Origin of the sequence: Streptomyces sp. NPDC047515 (assembly GCF_040643055.1) — a bacterium.
Lineage (GTDB): Bacteria > Actinomycetota > Actinomycetes > Streptomycetales > Streptomycetaceae > Streptomyces.
In genome coordinates this window covers 1-25204 of record NZ_JBEYTM010000003.1, presented here as the reverse complement: position 1 = coordinate 25204, position 25204 = coordinate 1, and the positions used below count along the sequence as shown (strand labels likewise).

Annotated in this window: 20 protein-coding genes; 5 read left to right on the top strand and 15 right to left on the bottom strand. The window is 69.4% G+C overall.

Going from position 1 to position 25204, the window contains the following annotated elements:
• Positions 1–6: 6 nt before the first annotated feature.
• The 4 genes from ABZ826_RS02900 to ABZ826_RS02885 all read left to right on the top strand — a co-directional run bounded on the left by ABZ826_RS02900 (position 7) and on the right by ABZ826_RS02885 (position 4812).
• Positions 7–2001 (top strand): CocE/NonD family hydrolase, encoded by a 1995-nt coding sequence (locus ABZ826_RS02900; protein WP_361441225.1) that lies wholly within the window; start codon positions 7–9, stop codon positions 1999–2001.
• 135 nt (positions 2002–2136) lie between these two features.
• Positions 2137–3366 (top strand): fumarylacetoacetase, encoded by a 1230-nt coding sequence (gene fahA / locus ABZ826_RS02895; protein ID WP_361441222.1) that lies wholly within the window; start codon positions 2137–2139, stop codon positions 3364–3366.
• Positions 3363–4025: a GPP34 family phosphoprotein gene (locus ABZ826_RS02890; RefSeq protein ID WP_361441219.1), complete on the top strand. Its 663-nt coding sequence runs from the start codon at positions 3363–3365 to the stop codon at positions 4023–4025. The genes fahA and ABZ826_RS02890 overlap by 4 nt, the downstream gene beginning before the upstream one ends.
• Before the next feature lie 178 nt (positions 4026–4203).
• A complete protein-coding gene (locus tag ABZ826_RS02885; protein ID WP_361441216.1) occupies positions 4204–4812 on the top strand; it encodes a Uma2 family endonuclease in 609 nt (202 codons plus the stop codon).
• A gap of 31 nt (positions 4813–4843) precedes the next feature.
• On the opposite strand, the gene recQ is transcribed toward ABZ826_RS02885, so the two are convergent.
• The 15 genes from recQ to ABZ826_RS02810 all read right to left on the bottom strand — a co-directional run bounded on the left by recQ (position 4844) and on the right by ABZ826_RS02810 (position 23024).
• The gene (gene recQ / locus ABZ826_RS02880; protein ID WP_361441213.1) at positions 4844–6838 is read right to left on the bottom strand and encodes a DNA helicase RecQ; all 1995 of its coding nucleotides are present in this window, start codon (positions 6836–6838) and stop codon (positions 4844–4846) included.
• A 155-nt stretch (positions 6839–6993) separates the two neighbouring features.
• Entirely contained in the window at positions 6994–8658 is a 1665-nt protein-coding gene (gene nuoN / locus ABZ826_RS02875; RefSeq protein ID WP_361441210.1) for an NADH-quinone oxidoreductase subunit NuoN, read from the bottom strand.
• Entirely contained in the window at positions 8655–10226 is a 1572-nt protein-coding gene (locus ABZ826_RS02870; protein WP_361441207.1) for an NADH-quinone oxidoreductase subunit M, read from the bottom strand. The genes nuoN and ABZ826_RS02870 overlap by 4 nt, the downstream gene beginning before the upstream one ends.
• A 5-nt stretch (positions 10227–10231) precedes the next feature.
• Positions 10232–12127 carry an NADH-quinone oxidoreductase subunit L gene (gene nuoL, locus ABZ826_RS02865; RefSeq protein ID WP_361441204.1) on the bottom strand — a complete coding sequence of 632 codons (1896 nt, stop codon included), beginning with the start codon at positions 12125–12127 and terminating at the stop codon, positions 10232–10234.
• A 14-nt stretch (positions 12128–12141) separates the two neighbouring features.
• On the bottom strand, positions 12142–12441 hold the full coding sequence (gene nuoK / locus ABZ826_RS02860; RefSeq protein WP_093543641.1) for an NADH-quinone oxidoreductase subunit NuoK: 300 nt from the start codon (positions 12439–12441) through the stop codon (positions 12142–12144).
• Positions 12438–13265 carry an NADH-quinone oxidoreductase subunit J gene (locus ABZ826_RS02855; RefSeq protein WP_361441201.1) on the bottom strand — a complete coding sequence of 276 codons (828 nt, stop codon included), beginning with the start codon at positions 13263–13265 and terminating at the stop codon, positions 12438–12440. Before ABZ826_RS02855 ends, nuoK begins: the two co-directional genes overlap by 4 nt.
• Positions 13262–13891 carry an NADH-quinone oxidoreductase subunit NuoI gene (gene nuoI, locus ABZ826_RS02850; RefSeq protein ID WP_361441198.1) on the bottom strand — a complete coding sequence of 210 codons (630 nt, stop codon included), beginning with the start codon at positions 13889–13891 and terminating at the stop codon, positions 13262–13264. Before nuoI ends, ABZ826_RS02855 begins: the two co-directional genes overlap by 4 nt.
• Positions 13884–15284: an NADH-quinone oxidoreductase subunit NuoH gene (gene nuoH / locus ABZ826_RS02845; RefSeq protein WP_361441195.1), complete on the bottom strand. Its 1401-nt coding sequence runs from the start codon at positions 15282–15284 to the stop codon at positions 13884–13886. Before nuoH ends, nuoI begins: the two co-directional genes overlap by 8 nt.
• On the bottom strand, positions 15281–17788 hold the full coding sequence (locus ABZ826_RS02840; protein ID WP_361441192.1) for an NADH-quinone oxidoreductase subunit G: 2508 nt from the start codon (positions 17786–17788) through the stop codon (positions 15281–15283). Before ABZ826_RS02840 ends, nuoH begins: the two co-directional genes overlap by 4 nt.
• The gene (nuoF, locus tag ABZ826_RS02835) at positions 17785–19161 is read right to left on the bottom strand and encodes an NADH-quinone oxidoreductase subunit NuoF (protein WP_361441189.1); all 1377 of its coding nucleotides are present in this window, start codon (positions 19159–19161) and stop codon (positions 17785–17787) included. Before nuoF ends, ABZ826_RS02840 begins: the two co-directional genes overlap by 4 nt.
• Positions 19161–19982: an NADH-quinone oxidoreductase subunit NuoE gene (gene nuoE, locus ABZ826_RS02830; protein ID WP_361441801.1), complete on the bottom strand. Its 822-nt coding sequence runs from the start codon at positions 19980–19982 to the stop codon at positions 19161–19163. Before nuoE ends, nuoF begins: the two co-directional genes overlap by 1 nt.
• A 29-nt stretch (positions 19983–20011) precedes the next feature.
• Positions 20012–21370: an NADH-quinone oxidoreductase subunit D gene (locus tag ABZ826_RS02825; RefSeq protein ID WP_361441186.1), complete on the bottom strand. Its 1359-nt coding sequence runs from the start codon at positions 21368–21370 to the stop codon at positions 20012–20014.
• On the bottom strand, positions 21370–22095 hold the full coding sequence (locus tag ABZ826_RS02820; protein ID WP_361441183.1) for an NADH-quinone oxidoreductase subunit C: 726 nt from the start codon (positions 22093–22095) through the stop codon (positions 21370–21372). Before ABZ826_RS02820 ends, ABZ826_RS02825 begins: the two co-directional genes overlap by 1 nt.
• Positions 22092–22646, bottom strand: coding sequence for an NADH-quinone oxidoreductase subunit B family protein (locus ABZ826_RS02815; protein ID WP_361441180.1), 555 nt, complete (start codon positions 22644–22646; stop codon positions 22092–22094). Before ABZ826_RS02815 ends, ABZ826_RS02820 begins: the two co-directional genes overlap by 4 nt.
• 18 nt (positions 22647–22664) lie before the next feature.
• Positions 22665–23024 (bottom strand): NADH-quinone oxidoreductase subunit A, encoded by a 360-nt coding sequence (locus ABZ826_RS02810; protein ID WP_003992243.1) that lies wholly within the window; start codon positions 23022–23024, stop codon positions 22665–22667.
• A 758-nt stretch (positions 23025–23782) separates the two neighbouring features.
• Here ABZ826_RS02810 and ABZ826_RS02805 point away from each other — a divergent pair.
• Positions 23783–24628 (top strand): C40 family peptidase, encoded by an 846-nt coding sequence (locus ABZ826_RS02805; protein ID WP_361441177.1) that lies wholly within the window; start codon positions 23783–23785, stop codon positions 24626–24628.
• The last annotated feature ends 576 nt before the right edge of the window (positions 24629–25204 follow it).

Here is a 25204-nt window from a genome sequence, read left to right as displayed (position 1 = left end):
ACCGCCATGCACATCCGCACCACGTTTCCGTATGACACCACCCATGAGGACGTCTATATTCCGCTGCCGGACGGCACCCGGCTGTACGCCCGGATCTGGCGGCCCGTCACCGACGAACCCGTCCCCGCGCTTCTCGAATACCTGCCGTACCGGCTGAGCGACTGGACGGCGCCACGCGACTGGCAGCGCCACCCCTGGTACGCGGGCCACGGCTACGCCTCCGTCCGGGTGGACGTACGCGGACACGGCAACAGCGAGGGCCTGCCGGGCGACGAGTACGACGCGACGGAACTGGCCGACGGGGTCGCCGTCATCCACTGGCTGGCCCAGCAGGAGTGGTGCTCCGGGCGCGTCGGCATGTTCGGCATCTCCTGGGGCGGCTTCAACTCGCTCCAGATCGCGGCGCTGGCCCCCGAACCGCTGAAGGCGATCGTCACCGTCTGCTCGGCCGACGACCGCTACGACAACGACGTCCACTACATGGGCGGCTCGGTCCTCGGCGTCGACATGCACGCCTGGGCGGCCACCATGCTGGCCTTCGTCTCCCGGCCGCCGGACCCGGCGCAGGTCGGCGAGGGCTGGAAGGACATGTGGCTGAAGCGGCTGGAGACGGTCGAACCGTTCATCCACACCTGGCTGGCGCATCAGACCCGCGACGACTACTGGAAGCACGGCAGTGTCTGCGAGGACTACTCCGCGATCCAGGCACACGTCCTCGCGGTGGGCGGCTGGCACGACCCGTACCGCGACACGGTCCTGCGGCTCGTCGAGCACCTCGCCCCGGACAAGGTCCGCGGGCTGATCGGCCCCTGGTCGCACCAGTACCCCGACCGCGGTCTGCCGCCCGGTCCGGCGATCGGCTTCCTCCAGGAGACGCTGCGTTGGTGGGACCAGCACCTGAAGGACGAGGACACCGGCATCATGGCCGAGCCGCTGCTCCGGTCCTGGATCAGCGAGTCGCACCGCCCCGCCACGCTCTACGAGACGATGCCGGGACGCTGGGTCGGCGACACCGCCTGGCCGTCCCCGAACGTCACACCCGTCGTGTACGCCCTCCAGGGCGGTCCGCAGATCGTCGACTCGCCGCAGCAGACCGGGCTGGACGCCGGGCGCTTCTTCCCGTTCGGCAACGACGCCGACCTGCCGCCCGACCAACGCGACGAGGACGCCAAGTCGGTCTCGTTCGAGTTCCCGGTCGAGGACGCCCCGATCGAGATCCTGGGCCGCCCCCGGGTGAAGCTGCGCATCCGGATGGACGTGGCACGTGGCCAGGCCATCGCCCGGCTCTGCGATGTCGCACCGGACGGCTCCTCCACACTGGTCACCCGCGGGGCGCTCAACCTCTCCGCCCGGCACGGCCGCGACCGCGCGGACGACTGGCTGGTGGGCGCGACCGAGGACGTGACCTTCGAGCTCAACGGCATCGGGCACACCTTCCCGCCCGGCCACCGGATCAGGCTCGCGATCTCGTCCTCGTACTGGCCGTGGATCTGGCCGCAGGCGGGCTCGGTCGGCTTCACCCTGGACGCCGACGGCAGCTCCCTCGAACTGCCGGTCCGCCGGCACACCGAGGACCCGGCGATCCGTTTCGAGGAACCGGAACAGTCGGAGCCGCTCGGTGTCGTCCACCCCGTGACGCTCGACGCACAGCGCCCCGAACGCCTGGTCGTCCGCGATGTCGCCAGGGGCGAATGGCGGCTGGAGGTCGACCCCCGCTACGGCGGCACCCGCGTCTATCCCAACGGCCTCGAATTCACCGAGGACGCCCTGGAGACCTACACGATCCAGGAGAACGACCCGCTCTCCGCCCGTACCCGCTCCGACTGGGCGATCCGGCTGCACCGGCCGGAGATGGCGTGGGACGTACGGATCGAGACCCGGTCCGAGATCAGCGCGGACGACACCGACTTCATCACGTCCGACGAGGTGGTGTGCAAGGACGGCGGCGAGGTCGTCTTCCACCGGACCTGGGAGAAGCGGATCCCGCGCACGGCCGGATGAACCACCGCCGTGCCCCCGCGCACCGGGGGCACGGCGGAACTTTACGGGCATCAGGAGCAGTTGGGACACTCCCGCGGGGCGGCGACACCGACGTAACGTGTCCCCCAAGCGACCTGGAAAGCGAGGCAGCAACACATGCCCGAGCAGAGCAGCCCGCTCGATCTGGCCGAGGGCGACCCCTACGGTCCGCACAACCTTCCCTACGGTGTGTTCTCCACCCCCGACCACCCCGAGGACCGCCGGGTCGGCGTCCGCATCGGCAACCACGTACTGGACGCCGGAGCCGCGGCCCACGCACTCGGCTCGCCCTACGCGCAGCTCCTCGCCCAGCCGGACCTGACCGCGCTGCTGGCCGCCGGCCGCACCGCCTGGCGGGACGTCCGGCGGGCCCTGACCGCCTGGGTGACGGTCCCGGCACACCGCGCGGACATCGAACCGCTGCTGCACCCGGTCGAGTCCGTGACGCTCCATCTGCCGTACAAGGTCGCGGACTACGTCGACTTCTACGCGAGCGAGCACCACGCCACCAACGTCGGAAAGATCTTCCGGCCGAACGGTGACGCGCTGACGCCCAACTGGAAGCACCTCCCGATCGGCTACCACGGCAGGTCCGGCACCATCGTCGTCTCCGGCACGGACGTGGTGCGCCCCTGCGGCCAGCGCAAGGCACCGTCCGACGCGGCCCCGGTCTTCGGCCCGTCCGTCAAGCTCGACATCGAGGCCGAGGTCGGCTTCGTCGTCGGAGTCGGCTCCGAACAAGGCCGTCCGGTCCCGCTCGGCGACTTCCGCGAGCACGTCTTCGGGCTCTGCCTGCTCAACGACTGGTCGGCGCGGGACATCCAGGCCTGGGAGTACGTCCCGCTCGGCCCGTTCCTCGGCAAGTCCTTCGCCACGTCCGTATCGGCCTGGGTGACACCGCTCGAAGCCCTGGAGGCGGCCCGGATCGCGCCTGTGGCCCGCGACTTCCCGCTGCTCCCCTATCTGGAGGACGCGGGCGAGGAGGAGGCCGGCGGGCTCGACCTGCGGATCTCCGTCGCCATCAACGGACAGCCGGTCGCCGAGCCGCCGTTCGCCACCATGTACTGGACGGCGGCCCAGATGCTGGCCCAGATGACGGTGAACGGGGCGTCGCTGCGCACCGGCGACCTGTACGGCTCGGGCACGGTCAGCGGCGCCGAGCCCGGACAGCGCGGCTCCCTCCTGGAGCTGACCTGGAACGGCCGCGACCCGCTGGACCTCCCGGACGGCAAGCGGACGTTCCTGGAGGACGGCGACACGGTGACGATGACGGCCTGGGCGCCGGGCCCGGACGGCACGCGGGTCGGCCTCGGCGAGGTCACGGGACGGATCGTGCCCGCGTCGTGAACCCTGCTCTCCCCGAGGAACTGCTCCTGCTCGCCCTGGACCCGCGGCGCGGCAAGCCGTACTGCCGAAACCGTTTCCTGGAGTACGGGGTGGCGGGCGCGGTCCTCGCGGAGCTGGAGCTCCACGGCCGGATCGCCGAACAGCTCGGCCGGATACGGGTGATCAGCCCGCAGGCTCCCCAGGACCCGCTCCTCGCGCAGGTCCTGGGGAGCCTGCCGGCCCCGGACGGGGGCGTGCTCGCGGGCGGCGTCAGCGCGAAGGGGTGGATCCGGCGGACGGGCCGATACGTCGAGGAGCTGTGCCTGGAGCACCTGGTGGGCCGCGCGGTCCTGCGCAGGGAGACCCACCGGCTCCTCGGTCTGCTCCCCTACCACCGCCACCCGGCGGCGGACCCGGCCCTGTCGGCCGCGGTCCGGGAACGGTTCGCGGCCGCCGAGGCGGCCGGTTTCCCGGACCGGCGCAGCCGCACGCTGGCCGCGCTGGTCTCGGCGACCGGTCTCTCGCACGAGGTGGCACAGGGCGGCCTGCGGAGCCGTTGGGCGATGCGCGATCTGGTACGCGACGAGTGGACCGCCCGTGCGGTGCTCCGGAACGTACGCCAGGACAAGGCCGGCCGGAGCGGCGGAAGCGCGGGGGGCGGCGGAGGCGGGGACGACTGACCAGGGCGGCGGACGCGGGGGGCAGAGGCCGGCGGTGGTCAACTGACCAGGGCAGACGCCGGCCGGGGCGCCCGACGGTCAGCAGTGCGCGGGTCGTTCACACGTTTGGGGGAGCCGCACCCCGTTCCCGGCGGATACGCTGGAATCTCCCGCGAGACTCTGCGTCATGGGAGCACTGATGAGCATCGAACCCGAGGCCTCCGAGCCGCGGTGGGCGGTTCCCCCCGTGGGCGGCTGGACCGCCGATGACCTGGACACACTCCCGAATCTGCCTCCGCACACGGAGCTGATCGACGGGAGCCTTGTTTTCGTGAGTCCGCAGACCGTGTTCCACGAGCGCGCGATCGACTATCTCAAGTGGCAGCTGCAATCGCTCGCGCCGCTCGACTTCGAAGTCTTTCGCGAATTCACCATCGATGTCGACTGGCAGAACCGGCCCGAACCCGACGTGGTCGTCGTGCGGGCGGACGCGGTCGAGGGTTTGCGGCAAACACGGTTCCCCGCCGAGGCGGTGCTGCTGGCGGTCGAGGTCGTGTCCGACGAGTCCCTGACCCGGGACCGCGAGACCAAGCCCGTGAAGTACGCGCGGGCGCGGATCCCCCACTACTGGCGGGTGGAGAACCAGGACGGCCGAGTGGTGGTCTACGTCTTCGAGCTGGAACCGGCCACCGGTGCCTACACCTCCACCGGTATCTTCCACGAGCGGATGAAGGTCTCCATTCCCTTCCCGGTCGATCTCGACCTCACCGCGATCACCGCGCGCCGCCGGGCAGCGGCTCCGGAGTAGCTCCGGCGCCGCCACCGCCCGGCCCCGACACTTACTCGTACTCGGGCGGTTCCTCGTCCCAGCCGAACTCCGGGTCCGGGTCGGGGACCGTCACCGGTGCGGCCGGGCGCGGGGCGGGCGCCTGCGCCGCCGGGGCCGCGGGGGCCGGTTCCGCAGGGGTCGGCTCGCCGAACGACGCGAGCACCTCCAGCACCCCCTCCCCGTACGTCGCCAGCTTCTTCTCGCCCAGGCCGCTGATGCCGCCCAGCGTGGACACCGAGTCCGGCCGCACCGCGGCGATCTCGCGCAGCGTCGCATCGTGGAAGATGACGTACGCCGGGACGCCCTGCTCCTTCGCCTGCGCACCGCGCCAGGCCCGCAGCGCTTCGAAGACCGGGACGGCCTCGGGCGCCAGCTCGGCGGCGGCCGCCGAGGACTTCGCCTTGCGTTCGCCCTTCGTGGAGCGCGACGCGGGCTTCGGTGCCTCCTTGCGCAGCAGCACCTCGCGCTCCCGGCCGAGGACGGAGCCGCTCTCCTGGGTCAGCACCAGCGTGCCGTACTCGCCCTCGACCGCGATCAGCCCCTGGGCGAGCAACTGCCTGACCACTCCGCGCCATTCGGCCTCGGACAGCTCCTCACCGATGCCGAAGACCGAGAGCTGGTCGTGGTCGAACTGGATGACCTTGGCCGTCTTGCGGCCGAGCAGGATGTCGATGATCTGGCCCGCACCGAACTTCTGCCCCCGCTCCCGCTTCAGCCGGACCACGGTCGACAGCAGCTTCTGCGCGACCACCGTGCCGTCCCAGGACTCGGGCGGGGTGAGGCAGGTGTCGCAGTTGCCGCAGGCCGCCGCCCCGGGCTCCTGGCCGAAGTACGTCAGGAGCTGGGCGCGGCGGCACCGGACCGTCTCGCACAGCGCCAGCATCGAGTCGAGGTGGGAGGCGGCGCGGCGGCGGAACGCCTCGTCGCCTTCGCCGCCCTGGATGAGCTTGCGCTGCTGGACGACGTCCTGGAGTCCGTACGCCATCCAGGCCGTGGACGGCAGTCCGTCACGCCCGGCGCGGCCGGTCTCCTGGTAGTAGCCCTCGACCGACTTCGGCAGGTCCAGGTGGGCGACGAAGCGTACGTCCGGCTTGTCGATGCCCATGCCGAACGCGATGGTCGCGACGACGACCAGGCCCTCCTCGCGCAGGAAGCGGGACTGGTGGGCGGCGCGCGTGCCCGCGTCCAGACCGGCGTGGTACGGGACGGCCTCGATGCCGTTGCGGCAGAGATATTCGGCGGTCTTCTCCGTCGAGTTGCGCGACAGGCAGTAGACGATGCCCGCGTCCCCGGCGTGCTCGTCCTTGAGGAAGGAGAGCAGCTGCTTCTTCGGGTCGGCCTTCGGCACGACCCGGTACTGGATGTTGGGCCGGTCGAAGCTGGCGACGAAGTGCTTCGCGTCGGGCATGCCCAGACGCTGGGTGATCTCCTGGTGCGTGGCGTTGGTCGCGGTGGCCGTCAGGGCGATGCGCGGTACGTCGGGCCAGCGCTCGCCGAGGACGGAGAGCGCCAGATAGTCCGGCCGGAAGTCGTGGCCCCACTGGGCCACGCAGTGCGCCTCGTCGATGGCGAAGACGGAGATCTCGCCGCGGGAGAGCAGGCCGAGGGTGGAGTCCAGGCGGAGCCGTTCCGGGGCGAGGTAGAGGAGGTCGAGCTCGCCGGCGACGAACTGGGCCTCCATCGAGCGGCGCTCGTCGAAGTCCTGCGTGGAGTTGATGAAGCCGGCCCGCACACCGAGCGCCCGCAACGCGTCCACCTGATCCTGCATGAGGGCGATCAGGGGCGAGATGACGATGCCCGTACCGCCTCTGACCAGGGACGGGATCTGGTAGCAGAGGGACTTTCCGCCACCGGTCGGCATGAGCACGACGGCGTCGCCGCCCGCGACCACATGGTCGACGATCGCTTCCTGCTCGCCGCGGAAGGCCTCGTACCCGAACACCCGGTGCAGCGTCCGCCGCGCGTCGCTCTCAGTCACATCCATGGTCCCGCCCGTCACGCTCATCGCTCTGTCCCCCGAGATCCCGGGGCGTCCCGTCCCGTTCCGTCTGCCACCGTCCCCTGCCACGATAGGCGCCGCCTACGACAACGCCGGACGGGCTTGACTTCTCAAGGCCGTCCGGCGTTGTCGTGGCGGTGTACCGGCTGGGCGCGTGTGCGCTACCTCACGAACACTCCCGCCTGGCCGGCCAGGTCCAGGAAGTACTGCGGGGCGAGGCCCAGCACCAGCGTGACCGCGACACCGACCGCGATCGTCGTCATCGTGAGCGGGGACGGGACGGCGACCGTCGGGCCGTCCGCCTTCGGCTCGCTGAAGAACATCAGCACGATGACGCGGATGTAGAAGAACGCGGCGATCGCCGAGGAGATCACACCGACCACGACCAGGCCGCCCGCGCCGCCGTCCGCCGCCGCCTTGAAGACGGCGAACTTCCCCGAGAACCCGGAGGTGAGCGGGATGCCGGCGAAGGCCAGCAGGAACACCGCGAAGACCGCGGCGACCAGCGGCGAGCGCCGGCCGAGCCCGGCCCACTTCGACAGGTGCGTCGCCTCGCCGCCCGCGTCGCGCACCAGGGTGACGACGGCGAACGCGCCGACCGTCACGAAGGAGTACGCACCCAGGTAGAAGAGGACCGACGAGATGCCCTCCGGGGTGGTCGCGATGACACCGGCGAGGATGAAGCCGGCATGGGCGATCGAGGAGTAGGCGAGCAGCCGCTTGATGTCGGTCTGGGTGATGGCGACGATCGCACCGCCCAGCATGGTGACGATGGCGACGGCCCACATGACCGGGCGCCAGTCCCAGGCGAGGCCCGGCAGCACCACGTACAGCAGTCGCAGCAGCGCACCGAACGCGGCGACCTTGGTGGCCGCGGCCATGAAGCCGGTGACCGGGGTCGGGGCGCCCTGGTAGACGTCCGGGGTCCACATGTGGAACGGGACGGCGCCGACCTTGAAGAGCAGACCGGTCAGGATCATCGCGCCACCGATCAGGAGCAGCACGTCATTGCCCATGGTGTCGGCGAGCGCCGGATCGATCCGGGTGACCGAGCCGTCGACCACGTTCGCGATGGTGGCGTACGAGACGGAGCCCGCGTAGCCGTACAGCAGGGCGATCCCGAAGAGCAGGAACGCCGACGAGAAGGCACCGAGCAGGAAGTACTTCACCGCGGCCTCCTGCGACATCAGCCGCTTGCGGCGGGCGACGGCGCACAGGAGGTAGAGCGGGAGGGAGAAGACCTCCAGGGCCACGAAGAGCGTCAGCAGGTCGTTGGCCGCCGGGAAGACCAGCATGCCGGCCACGGAGAAGAGGACCAGCGGGAAGACCTCGGTGGTGGTGAAGCCGGCCTTGACCGCTGCCTTCTCGCTGTCGCTCCCGGGGACCGATGCGGCCTGTGCGGCGAAGGAGTCGACGCGGTTGCCGTGAGCGGCGGGGTCGAGCCGCCGCTCGGCGAAGGTGAAGACGGCGACCAGCGAGGTCAGCAGGATGGTGCCCTGCAGGAACAGCGTCGGGCCGTCGATCGCGAGGGCGCCCATCGCGGCGATGTGCGCCTTCGTCGTGCCGTACCCCCCGGCCGCCAGGCCGACCACCGCGGCGAACGCGGCGGCGAGGGCGACGACCGTCAGGAAGACCTGCGTGTAGTAGCGGGAGCGGCGCGGCACGAAGGCCTCGACGAGCACGCCCACGACGGCGACACCGATCACGATGAGCACCGGGGTCAGCTGGGCGTACTCGATGACCGGTGCCTTGAACTTCTCGGCCGGGGCGGCCGATGTCACCCCGCCCACCATCGTCCACAGGCTGTGGACAGCTGTTGCGCTCACTTGGCGGCCTCCACCTCAGGCTGGGGGTCCTTCTTCTGGACGTCCGACATGGTGTGCTGCACCGCCGGATTCACGATCTCCGTCAGCGGCTTCGGATAGACACCCAGGAAGAGCAGCAACGCGATCAGCGGGAGAACCACCACCAGCTCCCGGACCTTGAGGTCCGCCATGCCCTGGACCTCGGCCTTCACCGGGCCCGTCATCGTCCGCTGGTAGAGGACGAGGACGTACAGCGCGGCGAGCACGATGCCGGTCGTGGCGACGATGCCCGCCGCCGGGTACCTGCTGAACGCGCCGACCAGGACCAGGAACTCACTGACGAACGGGGCGAGTCCGGGCAGCGACAGGGTGGCCAGACCACCGATCAGGAAGGTGCCGGCCAGGACGGGCGCCACCTTCTGCACCCCGCCGTAGTCGGCGATGAGCCGCGAACCGCGCCGGGTGATCAGGAAGCCCGCCACCAGCATCAGCGCGGCGGTCGAGATCCCGTGGTTGACCATGTAGAGCGTGGCGCCCGACTGGCCCTGGCTCGTCATCGCGAAGATGCCGAGGATGATGAAGCCGAAGTGCGAGATCGAGGCGTAGGCGATCAGTCGCTTGATGTCGCGCTGGCCGACGGCGAGCAGCGCCCCGTACACGATGCTGATCAGCGCCAGGACGACGATCACCGGCGTCGCCCACTTGCTGGCCTCCGGGAAGAGCTGGAGGCAGAAGCGGAGCATCGCGAAGGTACCGACCTTGTCGACGACCGCGGTGATCAGCACGGCGACCGGAGAGGTCGCCTCGCCCATGGCGTTGGGCAGCCAGGTGTGCAGCGGCCACAGCGGGGCCTTCACCGCGAAGGCGAAGAAGAACCCGAGGAAGAGCCACCGCTCGGTACCGGTCGCCATGGAGAGCGAGCCGTTGGCCCGTGCCTCGGCGATCTCGGAGAGCGAGAACGTCCCCGCGACCACGTACAGCCCGATCACGGCGGCCAGCATGATGAGCCCGCCGACCAGGTTGTAGAGGAGGAACTTGACGGCGGCGTACGAACGTTGGGCCGCCGCGTTCTCGTCGCTGCCGGTGTGGGCCCGGTCCCCGAAGCCGCCGATGAGGAAGTACATCGGGATGAGCATGGCTTCGAAGAGGATGTAGAAGAGGAAGACGTCGGTGGCCTCGAAGGAGAGGATCACCATCGCCTCGACCATCAGGATCAGGGCGAAGAAGCCCTGGGTCGGCCGCCAGCGCGAGGACTCGGTCTCCAGGGGGTCGGCGTCGTGCCAGCCGGCCAGGATGACAAAGGGGATCAGCAGGGCGGTGAGCGCCATGAGCGCCACCCCGATGCCGTCCACGCCCAGTTCGTACCGGACGCCGAAGTCCTTGATCCAGGCGTGCGATTCGGTGAGCTGGTAGCGGGCGCCGCCGGGCTCGAACCTGGCGAGCGCGATGCCCGCCAGCACGAGCGTGGCCAGCGAGAACAGCAGTGCCAGCCATTTGGCCGCGGTGCGCCGGGCGGCGGGGACGGCGGCGGTGGCGATCGCACCGATCGCCGGGAGGGCCGCCGTCGCCGTCAGGAGAGGAAAGGACATGGTGATCAGACCGCCCTCATCAGCAGGGTCGCGGCGATGAGGACCGCCGTACCGCCGAACATCGAGACCGCGTAGGAGCGGGCGTAGCCGTTCTGCAGCTTGCGCAGCCGGCCGGAGAGCCCGCCCATCGAGGCGGCCGTGCCGTTGACGACGCCGTCGACCAGGGTGTGGTCGACATACACCAGGGAGCGGGTGAGGTGCTCGCCGCCGCGGACCAGGACCACGTGGTTGAAGTCGTCCTGGAGGAGATCGCGACGGGCCGCCCGGGTGAGCAGCGAGCCGCGCGGGGCGACCACCGGAACCGGCTTGCGTCCGTACATCGCCCAGGCGATGGCGACACCGGCGACGAGCACCACCATCGTGGCGGCCGTGACGGTCGTTGCGCTGACCGGGGCGTGTCCGTGGCTGTGTCCGGTGACCGGCTCCAGCCACTTCAGGAAGCGGTCGCCGATGGAGAAGAGGCCTCCGGCGAAGACGGACCCGAAGGCCAGGATGATCATGGGGATGGTCATCGACTTCGGGGACTCGTGCGGATGCGGCTCGTTCCCCTGCTCGTCCGGCTGCCAGCGCTTCTCTCCGAAGAACGTCAGCAGCATCACGCGCGTCATGTAGAACGCGGTGATCGCGGCGCCCAGCAGGGCCACCGAGCCGAGGATCCAGCCCTCGGTGCCGCCCTTGGCGAAGGCCGCCTCGATGATCTTGTCCTTGGAGAAGAAGCCGGACAGACCGGGGAAGCCGATGATCGCCAGATAGCCGAGGCCGAAGGTGACGAAGGTGACCGGCATGTACTTCCGCAGGCCGCCGAACTTCCGCATGTCGACCTCGTCGTTCATGCCGTGCATGACCGAACCGGCGCCGAGGAAGAGCCCGGCCTTGAAGAAGCCGTGCGTCACCAGGTGCATGATCGCGAAGACATAGCCGATCGGACCGAGCCCGGCGGCCAGGATCATGTACCCGATCTGCGACATCGTCGACCCGGCCAGGGCCTTCTTGATGTCGTCCTTCGCGCAACCGACGATCGCACCGAAGAGCAGCGTGACCGCACCGACGACCACGACGGCCAGCTGCGCGTCCGGCGCCGCGTTGAAGATCGCACCGGAGCGGACGATGAGGTAGACGCCCGCCGTCACCATGGTCGCGGCGTGGATGAGGGCCGAGACCGGGGTCGGGCCCTCCATCGCGTCACCGAGCCAGGACTGCAGCGGCACCTGGGCCGACTTGCCGCAGGCCGCGAGCAGCAGCAGCAGGCCGATCGCCGTCAGCTTGCCCTCGCTCGTCTGACCGGTCGCCCCCAGGACGGGACCGAAGGCGAACGTGCCGAAGGTGGTGAACATCAGCATGATCGCGATCGACAGACCCATGTCGCCGACCCGGTTGACCAGGAATGCCTTCTTGGCGGCCGTGGCCGCGCTGGGCTTGTGCTGCCAGAAGCCGATCAGCAGGTACGACGCCAGGCCGACGCCCTCCCACCCGACGTACAGCAGCAGGTAGTTGTCCGCGATGACCAGGATCAGCATCGCCGCGAGGAACAGGTTCAGATAGCCGAAGAAGCGGCGCCGGCGCTCGTCGTGCGCCATATAGCCGATCGAGTAGATGTGGATCAGGGTGCCCACACCGGTGATCAGCAGCACGAACGTCATCGACAACTGGTCGAGCTGGAAGGCCACGTCGGCCCGGAAGCCCTCGACCGGGATCCAGCTGAACAGCTTCTGGTGCAGCGCCCGGTCCTCCGCGCCCTTCCCCAGCATGTCGAGGAAGAGCACGACACCGATGACGAAGGACACGGCGGCGAGCAGGGTGCCGACCCAGTGTCCGGCGCGGTCCAGCCGTCGGCCGCCGCAGAGCAGGACCGCAGCTCCGAGCAGAGGCGCCGCGATGAGCAGCGCAATCAGGTTCTCCACGATTCAACGTCCCCTTACAGCTTCATCAGGCTGGCGTCGTCGACCGAGGCCGAGTGGCGGGAACGGAACACCGACACGATGATCGCGAGCCCGACCACGACCTCGGCAGCGGCGACGACCATCGTGAAGAACGCGATGATCTGGCCGTCGAGATTGCCGTGCATCCGGGAAAAGGTGACGAACGCGAGGTTGCAGGCGTTGAGCATCAGCTCCACGCACATGAACACCACGATCGCGTTCCGCCTGATCAGCACCCCGGCCGCACCGATGGTGAACAACAGGGCGGCGAGATAGAGGTAGTTGACCGGATTCACTTGGCGGCCCCCTCGTCTTCGTTGTCACGGCCGAGCCGCTTCTCCGAGCGCTGCTCCAGCGCCTTGAGCTGGTCCAGCGACTCCTTCGACACGTCGCGGATCTGCCCGCGGCTGCGCAGTGTCTGCATGACCGTGAGCCCGGCCGGCGTGCCGTCCGGGAGCAGACCCGGGATGTCCACGGCGTTGTGCCGGGCGTAGACACCGGGAGCGGGCAGGGGCGGCAGCTGCTTGCCGCGTACGCGCGCCTCGGACATCTCCCGCTGGGTCTTTGCCCGTTCGGTGCGCTCCCGGTGGGTGAGCACCATCGCGCCGACCGTCGCCGTGATCAGCAGGGCGCCGGTGATCTCGAAGGCGAAGACGTACTTGGTGAAGATGAGGCTGGCCAGCCCCTCGATGTTCCCGCCGTGCTCGGCGTTGGCGGTGCCGAGCCCGTTGAAGCTGTTCAGCGAGGCGTTGCCGATGCCCGCGATCAGCAGGACACCGAAGCCGATCCCGCAGCCCGCGGCCAGCCAGCGCTGACCCTTGAGGGTCTCCTTCAGGGAGTCGGCCGCCGTGACGCCGACGAGCATGACCACGAAGAGGAACAGCATCATGATCGCGCCGGTGTAGACGACGATCTGGACGACGCCCAGGAAATAGGCGCCGTTGGCCAGATAGAACACCGCCAGGACGATCATGGTCCCGGCGAGGCTCAGCGCGCTGTGCACGGCTTTTTTCATCAGTACGGTGGACAGCGCGCCGAGCACGGCGACGATGCCCAGCACCCAGAACTGGACGGCCTCGCCGGTCGAGGTCTGGGAGGCCGCCGCGGCCAGGCCGGTCATGCGTCCACCCCCTGCGCCGAGCCGTTGCTCTCGTGGTCGCCGTCCGACGGCTTCTCGCCCTTGGAGACCGCGGTCTGACGCTCCGTACCGGGGGCGGCCTCGGTGACCAGGCCCCGGTAGTAGTCCTGCTCGTCCATCCCGGGGTAGATCGCGTGCGGGGTGTCGACCATGCCCTCCTCCAGGCCCGCGAGCAGCTCGTCCTTGGTGTAGATCAGGCTCTCGCGGGTGGTGTTGGCGAGCTCGAACTCATTGGTCATCGTCAGCGCCCGGGTCGGGCACGCCTCGATGCACAGCCCGCAGAGAATGCAGCGCGCGTAGTTGATCTGGTAGACGCGGCCGTAGCGCTCACCCGGGGAGTAGCGCTCCTCGTCGGTGTTGTCCGCGCCCTCCACGTAGATCGCGTCCGCCGGACAGGCCCAGGCGCACAGCTCACAGCCGATGCACTTCTCCAGACCGTCCGGGTGACGGTTGAGCTGATGCCGGCCGTGGAAGCGCGGCGCCGTCACCTTCTGCGTTTCCGGATACTGCTCGGTCAACCGCTTCTTGAACATGGCCTTGAAGGTCACGCCGAAGCCGGCGACGGGGTTCTGGAACTTCTCCTCCGAGGGTTCTGATGACTCAGACACCGTCAGCCTCCTTTCCGTCACTCGAATTTCCGTCACTCTCAGTATCCGACCCGCCACTGACAACGAGCTCCCGCTCGCCGCGCGGTCTGCGGCGCGGCACCGGCGGCAGGGTCTGTCCGGGCAGTGGCGGCACCGGGAATCCGCCCGCCATCGGGTCGAACGCCGGCTCCGGTCCGGCGTCCGCCGCCTCGGCCCGGCCCTTCTTGTCGCGGAACATGTCGGCGACGAAGGAGATCAGCAGGATCGCGATCACGGCCCCGGCCACGTACAGCACGATCTTCGAGAAGTCGTAGCCCTCGTTGCGCAGCGCCCGCACCGTCGCGACCAGCATCAGCCAGAGCAGCGAGACCGGGATCAGGACCTTCCAGCCGAGCTTCATCAGCTGGTCGTAGCGGACCCGGGGCAGCGTGCCGCGCAGCCAGATGAAGAAGAACAGCAGCAGCTGGACCTTGATGACGAACCAGAGCATCGGCCACCAGCCGTGGTTCGCGCCCTCCCAGAAGGTGCTGATCGGCCACGGGGCCCGCCAGCCGCCCAGGAACAGGGTCGCGGAGACCGCGGAGACGGTGACCATGTTGACGTACTCGGCGAGCATGAACATCGCGAACTTGATCGACGAGTACTCGGTGTTGAAGCCGCCGACCAGGTCGCCCTCGGACTCCGGCATGTCGAACGGGGCCCGGTTGGTCTCGCCGACCATCGTGACGATGTAGATGATGAAGGAGACCGGCAGCAGCAGGATGAACCAGCGGTCCTGCTGCGCCTCCACGATCTTCGAGGTCGACATCGACCCGGAGTAGAGGAAGACCGAGGCGAACGCGGCGCCCATCGCGATCTCGTAACTGATCATCTGGGCGCAGGAGCGCAGACCGCCGAGGAGCGGGTACGTCGATCCGGACGACCAGCCCGCCAGCACGATGCCGTAGATCCCGACCGAGGCGACCGCGAGGATGTAGAGCATCGCGATGGGCAGGTCGGTGAGCTGCATCGCCGTACGGTGCCCGAAGATCGAGACCTCGTCGGACGGCCCGAACGGGATCACCGCGATCGCCATGAACGCCGGAATGGCGGCGACGATCGGCGCCAGCACGTACACGACCTTGTCGGCCCGCTTGACGACGACGTCTTCCTTCAGCATCAGCTTGATGCCGTCGGCGAGCGACTGGAGCATGCCCCAGGGGCCGTGCCGGTTGGGGCCGATGCGCAGCTGCATCCAGGCGACGACCTTGCGCTCCCACACGATGGAGAAGAGCACGGTCACCATCAGGAACGCGAAGCAGAACACCGCCTTGATGACGACGAGCCACCACGGGTCGGTGCCGAACATCGACAGATCCTCGGCGGCGAGTACGGCATGGTGCGGTGCCGCGGCCAGTTGAGCGAAGGCAGTCACGCTCCCACCTCCGGTGTGACGTCGGGAGTGCCCGGTGCGGCGGGGCCGATCCGGACCAGGCCGCCGGGCCGGGCACCGGTGTCGGCCGGGATGCCCCGCCCGACGGAGTTCAGCGGCACCCAGACCACCCGGTCCGGCATGTCGGTGACCTTCAACGGGAGTTCGACGCTGCCCGCCGGGCCGGTGACGGCCAGCAGATCGCCGTCCTTCACGCCCGTCTCGGCCGCGGTGACGGCGGAGAGCCTGGCGACCGAGGCGTGCCGGGTACCGGCCAGCGCGTCGTCGCCCTCCTGGAGCCGGCCCAGGTCGAGCAGCATCCGGTGGCCCGCGAGGATCGCCTCCCCGTCGCCGGGCCTGGGCAGCGGTCGCGCCGACTCGTTCGGGTCGGTGACGTGCGCCCCGGCCCAGCCGCCGAGCCGGTCCAGCTCACGGCGTACGGACTTCAGGTCCGGCAGCGCGAAATGGATGTCCATGGCGTCGGCCAGCATGTGCAGCACCCGGGCATCGGCCGGCGCGAGCGTCCGCGTCATCTGCTCGGGCTTCAGCGCCGCCTCGAACATCCGCGCCCTGCCCTCCCAGTTGAGGAAGGTGCCCGGCTTCTCGGCCACCGCGGCGACCGGGAGGACCACATCGGCCCGCTCCGTCACCTCGCTGGGCCGCAGCTCCAGCGAGACCAGGAAACCGACCTGGTCCAGGGCCGCCAGGGCCCGCGCCGGGTTCGGCAGGTCCACGGGCTCGACCCCGGCGACGAGCAGCGCGCCCAGTTCGCCGGTGGCCGCGGCCTCCACGATCTGGCCGGTGTCACGGCCGAAGCGGGACGGGAGTTCGGCGACGTTCCAGACGGCCGCCACCTCGTCCCTGGCCCGCGGGTCGGTCGCCGGCCGGCCGCCGGGCAGCAGCGACGGAAGCGCGCCCGCCTCCACCGCGCCGCGCTCACCGGCCCGCCGCGGGATCCACACCAGCGCGGCCCCGGTCGCGGTGGCGGTCCGCACCGCGGCGGTCAGCCCGCCCGGCACCTCGGCCAGCCGCTCGCCGACCACGATCACCGCGCCCTCGCCGCGCAGCGCCTCGGCCGCGACGGCTCCCTCGCCGTCGAGTCCGACGCCGCCCGCGATCGCGTCCAGCCACTCGGTCTCGGTACCGGGGGCGGCGGGGAGCAGCGTGCCGCCCGCCTTCACCAGCCCTCGGGTGGCGTGCGAGGCGACGGCGAACGTGCGCTGTCCGTGCTTGCGGTTCGCCTTGCGCAGCCGCAGGAAGACGCCGGGCGCCTCCTCCTCCGACTCGAACCCGACCAGCAGCACCGTCGGGGCCTTCTCCAGCGAGGTGTACGTGACACCCGAGCCGTCCAGGTCCCGGCCCCGTCCGGCCACGCGGGCGGCCAGGAAGTCGGCCTCCTCGCTGCTGTGCGCCCGCGCCCGGAAGTCGACGTCGTTCGTGTCGAGCGCGACCCGGGCGAACTTGCTGTACGCGTACGCGTCCTCGACGGTCAGCCGGCCGCCGGTGAGGACACCCGTCCTGCCGCGTGCGGCGGTGAGCCCGGCAGCCGCGGCGGCCAGCGCCTCGGTCCAGCTCGCCGGTTCCAGGACACCGTCCGCGTTGCGTACCAGCGGGGTGGTGAGCCGGTCCCGTTGCTGCGCGTAGCGGAAGCCGAAGCGGCCCTTGTCGCAGACCCACTCCTCGTTGACCTCGGGGTCGTTGGCGGCGAGCCGCCGCATGACCTTGCCGCGCCGGTGGTCGGTACGGGTCGCGCAGCCGCCCGCGCAGTGCTCGCACACCGACGGCGACGACACCAGGTCGAAGGGCCGGGCACGGAACCGGTACGCCGCCGAGGTCAGCGCCCCGACCGGGCAGATCTGGATGGTGTTCCCGGAGAAGTACGACTCGAACGGGTCGCCCTCGCCCGTACCCACCTGCTGGAGCGCGCCGCGTTCCAGCAGCTCGATCATCGGGTCACCGGCCACCTGGTTGGAGAACCGGGTGCAGCGCGCGCAGAGCACGCACCGCTCACGGTCCAGGAGCACCTGGGTGGAGAGCGGGACGGGCTTCTCGAACGTGCGCTTCTTGCCGTCGAAGCGGGAGTCGGCGCCGCCGTGCGACATCGCCTGGTTCTGCAGCGGGCACTCGCCGCCCTTGTCGCAGACCGGGCAGTCCAGCGGGTGGTTGATGAGCAGCAGCTCCATCACACCCTTCTGCGCCTTCTCGGCGACCGGCGAGGTGAGCTGCGACCGCACCACCATGCCGTCGGTGCAGGTGATGGTGCAGGACGCCATCGGCTTGCGCTGGCCCTCGACCTCGACGATGCACTGGCGGCAGGCGCCGACCGGGTCGAGGAGCGGGTGGTCGCAGAAGCGCGGGATCTCGATGCCGAGGAGTTCGGCGGCCCGGATGACCAGGGTGCCCTTGGGCACGCTGATCTCGATGCCGTCGATCGTCAGCGTGACGAGGTCCTCGGGCGGAACGGCCGCCTCGCCGCCCCCGGAGGGCGCACTCGTGGTGACTGTCATGCGTTCACCCCCTGGTGAGCGTTCTTGTCGTCGGCCCAGGCGGTCGACCTGGCGGGATCGAAGGGGCAGCCCCGGCCCGTGATGTGCTGCTCGTACTCCTCGCGGAAGTACTTCAGCGAGGAGAAGATCGGCGAGGCGGCGCCGTCGCCGAGGGCGCAGAAGGACTTGCCGTTGATGTTGTCGGCGATGTCGTTCAGCTTGTCGAGGTCGGCCATCTGCCCCTTGCCGGCCTCGATGTCGCGGAGCAGCTGGACCAGCCAGTACGTGCCTTCGCGGCACGGCGTGCACTTGCCGCAGGACTCGTGGGCGTAGAACTCGGTCCAGCGGGTGACGGCCCGCACGACGCAGGTCGTCTCGTCGAAGCACTGGAGCGCCTTGGTGCCGAGCATGGAACCGGCGGCGCCGACGCCCTCGTAGTCGAGCGGCACGTCGAGGTGCTCGTCGGTGAACATCGGGGTCGAGGAGCCGCCCGGGGTCCAGAACTTCAGCCGGTGGCCGGGGCGCATGCCGCCGCTCATGTCGAGCAGTTGGCGCAGCGTGATGCCGAGCGGGGCCTCGTACTGGCCGGGGCTCGCGACGTGCCCGCTGAGCGAATACAGCGTGAAGCCCGGGGACTTCTCGCTGCCCATCGACTTGAACCACTCCTTGCCCCGGTTCAGGATCGCGGGAACCGAGGCGATGGATTCGACGTTGTTCACCACGGTGGGGCAGGCGTACAGACCGGCGACGGCGGGGAAGGGAGGCCGCAGCCGGGGCTGGCCGCGTCGCCCTTCGAGCGAGTCGAGGAGTGCGGTCTCCTCACCACAGATGTACGCGCCCGCGCCCGCGTGCACGGTGAGTTCCAGGTCGAGCCCCGAGCCCAGGATGTTCGTCCCGAGGAAGCCCGCCTCGTACGCCTCGCGCACGGCCTCGTGCAACCTCCGCAGCACGGGGACGACTTCACCGCGCAGATAGATGAAGGCGTGCGAGGAACGGATCGCGTAGCAGGCGATCACGATGCCCTCGATGAGGGAGTGCGGGTTGGCGAAGAGGAGCGGGATGTCCTTGCAGGTCCCGGGCTCCGACTCGTCGGCGTTGACGACCAGGTAGTGCGGTTTGCCGTCGCCCTGCGGGATGAACTGCCACTTCATCCCGGTGGGGAAGCCCGCGCCGCCGCGGCCGCGCAGACCGGAGTCCTTGACGTACGCGATGAGGTCGTCCGGCGACATGGCGAGGGCCTTGCGCAGCCCCTCGTATCCCTCGTGGCGCCGGTAGGTGTCCAGGGTCCAGGATTCCGGTTCGTCCCAGAAGGCGGAGAGGACGGGGGCGAGCAGCTTCTCGGGGCTGTCCCCGCTGCCGTTCCCGTTGTCGTTGATTTCGGTCGCCAACGTCATCACTCTCCCTCCTCGCCTGTCGGGCCGGACGGGTGCTCCGGGTCGGAGGCCGAGGTCTGCTGCGGTGCGTCATGCGAGCTGAGGTGCTCGGACGGCGACGGATCGTGGGTCTGGTCGCCGCTCGGGCTCTCGCCCCGCGGGGCGACGACCCTCGGGTGCGGTTCCTCGCCCCTGGCGAGGCGGAGGCCGATCAGCGAGGCGGGGCCCGCGCCGCCGGACGCCTCGACGGCGCCGGGGCGCTCGTCGGGGAAGCCGGCCAGGATCCGGGACGTGTCCTTGTACGAGCACAGGGGCGCGCCGCGGGTGGGTTCGACGGTGCGCCCGGCGATCAGGTCGTCGACCAGGCGTGTCGCGCTCTCGGGCGTCTGGTTGTCGAAGAACTCCCAGTTGACCATCACTACGGGAGCGAAATCACAGGCCGCGTTGCACTCGATGTGTTCGAGGGTGACCTTGCCGTCCTCGGTTGTCTCGTCGTTGCCGACGCCGAGGTGCTCCTTGAGCCGGTCGAAGATGGCGTCGCCGCCCATCACCGCGCACAGGGTGTTGGTGCAGACACCGACCTGGTACTCGCCGCTCGGCTTGCGCCGGTACATCGTGTAGAAGGTGGCGACCGCGGTGACCTCGGCGGTGGTGAGGCCGAGCAGCTCGGCGCAGAACGCCATGCCCGTGCGGGAGACATAGCCCTCCTCGGCCTGCACCAGGTGCAGCAGCGGCAGCAGGGCGGAGCGGCTGCCGGGGTAGCGGGCGATCACCTCCTTCGCGTCCGCTTCGAGCCTGGCGCGCACCTCGGCCGGGTAGGCGGGGGCGGGGAGCTGCGGCATCCCCAGACTGACTTCCTGACGTGCTTCGGTCACCGGTCGACGCCTCCCATCACGGGGTCGATGGACGCGACGGCGACGATGACGTCGGCGACCTGGCCGCCCTCGCACATCGCCGCCATGGCCTGCAGATTGGTGAAGGACGGATCGCGGAAGTGGACCCGGTAGGGGCGGGTGCCGCCGTCCGAGACGACATGGACGCCCAGCTCGCCCTTGGGCGACTCGACCGCGGTGTACGTCTGTCCGGCCGGGACCCGGAAGCCCTCGGTCACCAGCTTGAAGTGGTGGATCAGGGCCTCCATGGAGGTGCCCATGATCTTCTTGATGTGGTCGAGCGAGTTGCCGAGCCCGTCCGGACCGAGCGCGAGCTGCGCGGGCCAGGCGATCTTCTTGTCGGCGACCATCACCGGTCCGGGCGCGAGCCGGTCGATGCACTGCTCGATGATCCGCAGCGACTGGCGCATCTCCTCCAGCCGGATGAGGAAGCGGCCGTATGCGTCGCAGCTGTCGGCGGTGGGGACGTCGAACTCGTAGTTCTCGTATCCGCAGTAGGGGTCCGTCTTGCGCAGATCGTGCGGGAGTCCGGCGGCGCGCAGGATCGGGCCGGTGGCACCGAGTGCCATGCAGCCGGTCAGGTCGAGATAGCCGACGTCCTGCATACGCGCCTTGAAGATCGGATTGCCGGTGGCGAGCTTGTCGTACTCCGGCAGGTTCTTCTTCATGGTCTTCACGAACTCGCGGAGCTGGTCGACCGCGCCGGGCGGCAGGTCCTGGGCGAGTCCGCCGGGCCGGATGAACGCGTGGTTCATCCGCAGCCCGGTGATCAGCTCGAAGAGATCGAGGACGAGTTCACGATCACGGAAGCCGTAGATCATGATCGTGGTGGCGCCGAGCTCCATGCCGCCGGTGGCGATGCACACCAGGTGCGAGGAGATCCGGTTGAGCTCCATCAGGAGCACGCGCAGGACGGTGGCCCGGTCCGGGATCTGGTCCTCGATGCCGAGCAGCTTCTCGACGCCCAGGCAGTACGCCGCCTCGTTGAAGAACGGCGTCAGGTAGTCCATGCGCGTGACGAAGGTGGTGCCCTGCGTCCAGTTCCGGAATTCGAGGTTCTTCTCGATGCCGGTGTGGAGATAGCCGATGCCGCAGCGGGCCTCGGTGACGGTCTCGCCGTCGATCTCCAGGATCAGCCGCAGCACCCCGTGCGTGGACGGGTGCTGGGGGCCCATGTTGACGATGATGCGCTCGTCGTCGGACTTGACCGCGGACTCGACGACCTCGTCCCAGTCGCCGCCGGTGACGGTGTATACGGTCCCCTCGGTCGTGTCGCGGGCATCCGAAAGGGGCGTCCCGGAGGGACCCGGTGAGGGGTGGGCATGGGAAGTAGACATCAGGAGTACGACCTCCGCTGGTCCGGAGCCGGGATCTGGGCGCCCTTGTACTCGACGGCGATGCCGCCGAGCGGATAGTCCTTGCGCTGCGGGAAGCCCTGCCAGTCGTCCGGCATCATGATCCGGGTGAGGGCGGGATGCCCGTCGAAGACGAGCCCGAAGAAGTCGTAGGCCTCGCGCTCGTGCCAGTCGTTGGTCGGGTAGACCTCGACGAGCGACGGGATGTGCGGATCGCTGTCCGGGGCCGACACCTCCAGGCGGATCAGCCGGCCGTGCGTGATCGAGCGCAGGTGGTAGACGGCGTGCAGCTCGCGGCCCGTGTCGCCGAGGAAGTGGACGCCGCTCACCCCCGTACAGAGCTCGAAGCGCAGCGCCGGGTCGTCGCGCAGGGTGCGGGCGACCCGGACCAGGTGCTCGCGGGCGATGTGGAAGGTGACCTCGCCGCGGTCGACGACGGTCTTCTCGATGGCGTTGGCAGGTAGCAGGTCCTGCTCCTCCAGGGCCCCTTCGAGCTCGTCGGCGACCTCGTCGAACCAGCCGCCGTACGGACGGGACGTGGCGCCCGGCAGGGTCACCGTGCGGACGAGGCCGCCGTAGCCGGAGGTGTCGCCGCCGTTGTTGGCGCCGAACATGCCCTTGCGTACGCCGATGACCTCACCGGTCTCGTCCCGCGGTACGGGCACACCGTTGTTGTTCTGCTCGTCGTGATGACGGTTCTCGCTCACCGCAGCAACCCCTTCATCTCGATCAGGGGCAGTGCCTTGAGGGCCGCGTCCTCCGCCTCGCGGGCGGCCTCCTCCGCGTTGACCCCGAGCTTGGAGGTCTGGATCTTCTGGTGGAGCTTGAGGATCGCGTCCAGCAGCATCTCGGGCCGCGGCGGGCAGCCCGGCAAATAGATGTCAACAGGAACAATGTGATCAACACCCTGAACAATGGCGTAATTGTTGAACATCCCGCCCGATGATGCGCAAACCCCCATGGAGATCACCCACTTGGGGTTGGGCATCTGGTCGTAGACCTGCCGCAGGACGGGCGCCATCTTCTGGCTGACCCGTCCTGCCACGATCATCAGATCCGCCTGCCGCGGCGATCCGCGGAAGACCTCCATACCGAAACGGGCCAGGTCGTAGCGCCCGGCCCCGGTCGTCATCATCTCGATGGCGCAGCAGGCGAGGCCGAAGGTGGCGGGGAAGACGGACGACTTCCGTACCCAGCCGGCGGCCTGCTCGACAGTGGTCAGCACGAAGCCGCTGGGCAGCTTCTCTTCGAGTCCCATGGTGTGCCCCTCAGCCCCTCAGTCCCATTCCAGGCCGCCGCGACGCCATACATACGCGTAGGCGACGAAGACGGTGAGCACGAAGAGCAGCATCTCCACGAGCCCGAAGATCCCCAGGGCGTCGAAGGTGACCGCCCAGGGATAGAGGAAGACGATCTCGATGTCGAAGACGATGAAGAGCATCGCCGTCAGGTAGTACTTGATGGGGAAGCGGCCGCCTCCGGCTGGAGTGGGGGTGGGTTCGATACCGCACTCGTACGCTTCGAGCTTTGCTCGGTTGTACCGCTTCGGGCCGATAAGCGTGGCCATGACCACGGAGAAGATCGCAAACCCTGCCCCGAGGGCGCCGAGCACGAGGATGGGCGCGTAGGCATTCACGCTCCTCGCTCCTTCCAGTCGTCCTTGACCGTTGGACCGCATCGGGCGATTCGGCTCGCCACCCCACCAAGATCGTGCACATGTGAGGCAGTTCACAAGCCCGACTGCCCCGCATCCTATGCCCGCCATCCTGTGATCTGCGACACGGGGTACGACAACGAGTTTGTGATCTCCACCACCCGGCGAAGGCTCACGAAGCCACCTGAGCGGTGATCTTCGTACGCAAAGCGGCCGAGCAGTCACGAGACGTGACATCTAATGCTGTTAGTGCTGGTCAAGGCGGTGTTGCACTAACAATCAGATACCCGTGGAGGCAAATTCGCAATGGACCACCCGGGAGTGATAAGGGGGTCTGCCCCACTCTGGCCTCACTCGGGCGAGGGGCTCCGGGGGAGTGAAGTGGACGTGTGCACGCATTCACGATCTTCCGGATGAATGGCCACGGCCGAAATCCGACGGCCCCTCGAACCCGGAGCGCACACGCACCCCCACGCCACGGTCACCCAGTGACCTGCATCACTCGCGTCGGGCGTCGATAAAAGCGGGCTTGGCCATCGGTGTGAGCGGATGGTAAGCGGCGGGCAATTCGGGCGTATTGCCGAAAGCCCGTGATCACAGCACTGATCCAACATGCCCGGTTTGCCCGTTACGGCGTCAATAAGGGCCGCCAGGAAGCGGATTCACAGATTCCGGACGTAACTGTGTCGCAACACACGTTTCTTGATGGGAGCCCCGGAGCCCTGATAGCGCTAGTACTCATGTCCCACACCGCTCACATACCCAGCCACCGGAAGCCCCGCCGAAACGCGCCGAAGACGGCGCTGCGGGCCGGAGTTGCCGGTGGCGTCCTCAGCACCATCGCGGTCGCAGGCGCTGCCGGTCCGGCCCAGGCCGAGCCGGTGACCCAGACCATCGAGATGCCCACCATCACCGCTGGGCTCTCCACCGCCGTCGCCGCGTCCGCCCAGGCCACGCAGCAGGTCGCCCAGGACCTGCAGACGCAGGCCCAGGAGGACGCCGCAGCCGCCACCGCGGCCAAGACCGCCAAGAAGGCCAAAGCCGAGGCGGTCCGCAAGGCAGAGGCCAAGAAGAAGGCGGAGGCCGCCGCCAAGGCCAAGGCAGAGGCCGAGGCGGAGGCCGCCGCCCAGCGCGCTTCCCGCTCCGCCGTCCGTACGACCCTCAGCGCGACCTCCGGCTCCACCGCCGTGGCCTCGACGTCGACCGCTTCCTCCTCCTCGTCGAGCGCCACCGGCTCCGCCGCGTCCGTCATCGCCTTCGTGAAGGCCCAGGTCGGCGACGCGTACGTGTCCGGCGGCACCGGCCCCAACTCGTGGGACTGCTCCGGCCTCGTCCAGGCCGCGTTCCGTTCGGTCGGCGTCGACCTGCCGCGCGTCTCGCAGGCCCAGTCCACCGCGGGCACCCAGGTCTCCCTGAGCAACCTGCAGCCGGGCGACATCCTGTACTGGGGCGGCGCGGGCAGCGCGTACCACGTCGGGGTGTACGTGGGCGGCGGCCAGTTCGTCGGTGCGCAGAACTCCAGCACCGGTGTGGTGCAGCGTCCGCTGTCCTACGACCCGCCGTCGGGCGCGGTCCGCGTTCTCTGATTTCTGATCTCTCGGGGTTCGCCCCGTCGAGTTCTCGGATTCACAAGCGCCGCACAGGCGCACGGCGAAGGGCCGTCACTCCCCCGCTCGGGAGCGACGGCCCTTCGCCGTTTCCGGTCGCCGTTCCCGTTGCCTCTCCCAGCCGCCCCTTCCCGTCGCCTCTTCCAGCAGAAACGCGACATCACCCCTGGCCGGCGGCGTTGACGTCGCGAACCTGCCGGACACCGTCCGCCGACGCTTGTGAACTGAGGCGAACAGCCCCCGCGTCACCGAGCACAGGACGGCACCCGCCATGACCACCGCGGCCACCCCCGTTATGTTTTTCGCGGTCCTGCAAGAGGGCCGCTGGCCTCCGGGCCCGGCATGACTGTTGCCCCCTGTCGAACGGATGACCTGGGGGGTGGTGTCACCGGGCCCGGAAGGTGCCGTCGGAGACGCTGATGAGAGGTCCGGCCACCGCCTGGTCCGGTGCAATGCCGGACAGCTCGCGGGCGGCAGGTCTGTATAACGTGGATGCGCGCGTACGACACCACCGCCGAGGCCGGCACGTTCAACTCGCCTGGAGGGGCGCGATGT